Raw genomic sequence first — 4,158 nt, forward strand, 5'->3', positions numbered from 1 at the left:
AAATCGGCACGGCAGCCGCGCGTGCCGAGATGGGTGTCGGAGATGAACACGCTGCGATAGCGCGTTATGGCGGCCGGAGCTGTCATGACGCGTCCGATACGCGATCGTTTCGTGCCGCGCCTAATGAAACTCTGATGACGGAAACGCGAAGTTCGGCGAGCACCGCCGCTGTGGCAGAAGCGAACGAGCGTGTTGTCATACCCGACCACGAAAAGGCTTTCGGCAGCCATCATAAAGGTCGTTGTAACAGAAACTTCATCCCATCATTCGCATTCGTCGCTAGACCACAACTGTAGATCTGGGAAAGGCGAACGTAATGAATTTTGATGGTAAAGCCTCACAAAAACGTCAACGTTGGCTCGCGTTCAACACCCTCCTCCTCTGTGGCGCAAGCTCGATTGCAATAGCCCACGCGCAGGTGGTAAACTTGCCCGTGAATGCAGGCGAGGTATCGGCGTCTGCGATTCCGTCGACCTCTACGGCTCTCCCTTCCCAAAAGGCGATTCTGAAGTCCGGTCAGACTGAAAAAGTTCTCAGCAAAGCGGCGCTCCGAAACGCCGGGGCTGGTAGCAATGCCGCCCAAGCCTTGTCGCTAGCTCCTGGCGTGAATGCAAGTAGCTATAGTGGCAGTGCGGGGGCAAAATACACGATCAGCATAAATGGCATCAAAACCGGATGGGCGGGTTTCGGCGGCGGCAATGTCGACGACGGGAGCATCATGGTCACCTTCGATGGAGTGCCGATGAATAATCCCGGCACCGGTCTCTGGCAGTCAAATCAAATTCCAGAACTATCCTTGATCAAAGGAATTGGTCTCGTCTATGGCCCCGGTTCGGTCGCGAACCGATGGTATGACAACATAGGTGGAGCAATCAATTTCGTTCCGCTAGAGCCGACTGCCAAACCAAGCGCGGCAATCGGGATAGGTTACGGTAGCTTCGGCACAAAGAATCTGCACTTTGACGTCAGTTCGGGCGTTCACGATGGCTGGTCTGCGATCATCGCCGGTGGCGAAACCAAGTCCAATAGCTACCGAACCGGCTATGGTTTTCAGAATCCGGGCGATGCTTTTGCCTATTATGCCAAACTGAAAAAACAGTTTTCGAACGGATCAATCAGCTTCGGCGCATATGACGCACGCGCCGAAGCCTATCGGCCACTTCCGATCCCCGTCAACCCGATCGCCGGAGTCACTGTAAACGGCTATGATGCTGCCGGCACTCCGAATCCTGGTTTGCTATACAGCGAAAAAACAAGTGGATTTTATGGCTCGTTACCCTACGGGTTGATCCATAAACTCGACTTAAATTCCACATGGATGGCCTACACCCGCCTTCGTCTGGATTTAACAAAATCTCTAAAATTTACCAATCTCCTCTATTACCGCCACGGCAATCGTTTCCACGGCCATAATGATCAATATTTTCCAACTGATGCGTTTCGTATAGAATACAATAATCCTTATTCAAATATGGTTGGAGACAAGTTCACGTTTTCCGCGAAACTACCATACAATACAGTTTATTTTGGCGGGTTTTTCGTAAACAATACCTATAACAGTCACAACGTGTTCTATAATCCGTTGGCGGGAACCTCTCCCACGATACCATCTGGATTTCGAAATGACTTCTTCTATCAAACTGACTTGGGCGCGTTCGTCCAGGACCACATCGCGCTGACTCCCCGATTTGATATTACCCCCGGACTGCGTGTCGTGAATTTCCAAACACGGTACGAAAATAATGGCACCGCAACCTACCCACAAGCCAATCCTGCCAATGACGAGGCTCTTTTGCCTAATGCAGCCACCAATTTCAGCAAGGTAGAGCCGAATGTTTCGGCTAATTGGCGAGCGGAACCTTGGCTCGCCATCTATGGCAACTACGGGTTCACGTACCGCCAACCGCCAAATGGCGGTGGTGGTGGACCGTACCAAGCGCTACTCGCTTCAAGCCTGAAACTCGAGAAGGGAACAAGTTATCAAATCGGTTTTAAGGTACATGGTATTCGGGCACCATATCTACATAGGTTTCTCATAGGCGCCAATTACTACTATCTTTTGTATAGCAACGAAACAATTCCGATTCCTGTGCTGAATCAGCCTTTCGAATTAAATGCGTCGGGAAGCTCAGTGTACCACGGAGTTAACATCTATGCGGACGATGACCCGATAAATGATTTGCATTTATTTACAAATTTAAGTCTTCAAAAATCTTATTTCCAACAATATGAAGTCGGTGGCGTGTCCTATAATGGGCTACCCGTGTCGAATATAGCGGACGCAACATTTAACGTCGGGGCTTCGTATAGATATTATTTTGATCGTATGAATTTTGTACCACGCCTTTGGTACCAATATACGGGCAGCCAATACTTGTTTAGTGATCTGACTGGTGCGCCGACTAGAACCAAAATGCCTTCCTATGGCGTGTTGAACGCAAGCCTTCGAATTACGAAATTTACTGGAAGTTTTGCCCCTCCGCTCAAAACGGTAAGCCTGCAAATTATTGCCACCAATATCCTTAATAATCAATATAACGTTGCGGAATATATCACGGCTGGTGGATATTTTGGCGCGGCAAGTGCCGGGCAGATTCTTGGGTTCCCAGGCGCACCTCGCGCCGTCTTTGCGGATTTGTCAGGCCATTTCTGAGATCGTGGCCGATAAGGAAAATCTAGCCAGTTGGCGAGTTTTGCTCGCTGCTGGGATGGGAAATTTTCTGGATGGGTACGATCTGACGATCGTCGGTGTCGTGATGATCGTGCTCAAGCCGCTTTGGCACCTTTCGCCCGAGGGGCTCAGCTTGCTTGGGGGTTCCGCCGTCGCAGGGAGTCTCTGTGGCGCTCCGTTAGGTGGATTCATCTCAGACAGGTTTGGCAGGAAGTCAATATTTTTGCTTGATATCGTGGGATTTGTTGGAGGGGCTCTCCTTTGCGGGCTTGCATCCGGGATTTGGATGCTCGCATTGTTCCGGTTCATCCTCGGCTTGGCGATCGGCGCCGACTACCCGTTGAGTTCGACGTATTTGGCAGAGTGTGCGCCCGCCGAAACGCGGGGGCGATTTATGTCTTTGTCGCTGGGCTTCTGGATGGCGGGAGCCATTGTTTCTGCGCTTGTGGGTTTTGTTCTATTGGGGCTTGGTCCCTATAGCTGGCGTTGGATGTTTGTCTCAGGAGCGATTCCTGGCGTCATCGTCCTCGCCTTGCGGGCCAAGTTACCCGAGTCACCACTTTGGAAGAAGGTAAAATCAACTTCCAGATTGCAGTCACCATGGAAAGATCCGAATCGTGGTGGATCTATCCGGTTATGGGCTTTCGTTTGCCTGCCGCGTTTTTGTCTGGACCTGACCGGGTACGCGCTGCACATATATCTTCCGCTACTTCTGCTTGGGCTGGGGTTGCGTGATACACATGCTTCAGTTTTCGGTAATGCGGCTTTCTTGTCAATTTTTGTGTTCGGCTGGGCGATAAACCTCATATTTATAGACAGGATTGGTAGATTGCGGCTGCAGATCGTGGGATTTTTCGGTGACGCGATCGGTCTCGGAATCGTTGGCTTTGCTGCTTTGAGCGGGCAGCCCAGTATGGCGGTAACCGTAGTTGGATTGGTCCTGTATCAGATTGCAAATTTTGCCGGTCCTGGAATCACGAGTTGGATGTTGCCTGTCGAGGTATTTCCAACAGAACTTCGTGGTGCAGCCCAGGGAATCTCAACGGCCTTTGCTCACGCTGGAGGGGTACTTGTCGCAATCATCCTTCCATTGTCAGTGCACCATTTCGGCGTTGGTAGAACGCTATTGCTCCTATCAGTCGCTGCGTTGGTCGGAGCGCTATTGAGTATTTTTCTAGGAGTCGAGACTGCAAAAATTCGGCTGGATTGATATCAAACTTGGCTGGAGAGTGGAATCGCTTCGGCTCGACTTGCGATGTGAAGATCGACGATCTGTCGCCCCCGTCGAACGCTTTTGTCGCGTTGCAATTTCGCCATAATTCTATCTTGGATTTCCCAGATCACGATGAGCTCATGTCTCCCCTCATTTTGAGGCCGCAGGCGCCATTTAGCCGAAGAATCGATTGAGGCCTGTCGGCATTCCGGAAGGAATCCTGGCGGCCCGGTTCCGATTCCGATTGTTGCGCGCCGCCGAAATCTCTTGCCAA

Annotated in this window: 2 protein-coding genes and 1 pseudogene; 2 read left to right on the forward strand and 1 reads right to left on the reverse strand. The window is 51.1% G+C overall.

The window, feature by feature from the left end; genetic code table 11:
- Nucleotides 1–233, reverse strand: a pseudogene (locus tag AiwAL_RS19705) (hypothetical protein); the annotation flags it as partial.
- Nucleotides 234–316: 83 nt separating this feature from the next.
- On the opposite strand from AiwAL_RS19705, the gene AiwAL_RS19710 reads away from it, so the two are divergent.
- Nucleotides 317–2,653 carry a TonB-dependent receptor gene (locus AiwAL_RS19710; RefSeq protein WP_262313434.1) on the forward strand — a complete coding sequence of 779 codons (2,337 nt, stop codon included), beginning with the start codon at nucleotides 317–319 and terminating at the stop codon, nucleotides 2,651–2,653.
- Between the two features lie 4 nt (nucleotides 2,654–2,657).
- On the forward strand, nucleotides 2,658–3,881 hold the full coding sequence (locus AiwAL_RS19715) for an MFS transporter (protein WP_262313435.1): 1,224 nt from the start codon (nucleotides 2,658–2,660) through the stop codon (nucleotides 3,879–3,881).
- The last annotated feature ends 277 nt before the right edge of the window (nucleotides 3,882–4,158 follow it).

It is taken from the genome of Acidiphilium sp. AL (genome assembly GCF_025499445.1).
Taxonomy (GTDB): Bacteria; Pseudomonadota; Alphaproteobacteria; order Acetobacterales; family Acetobacteraceae; genus Acidiphilium; species Acidiphilium iwatense.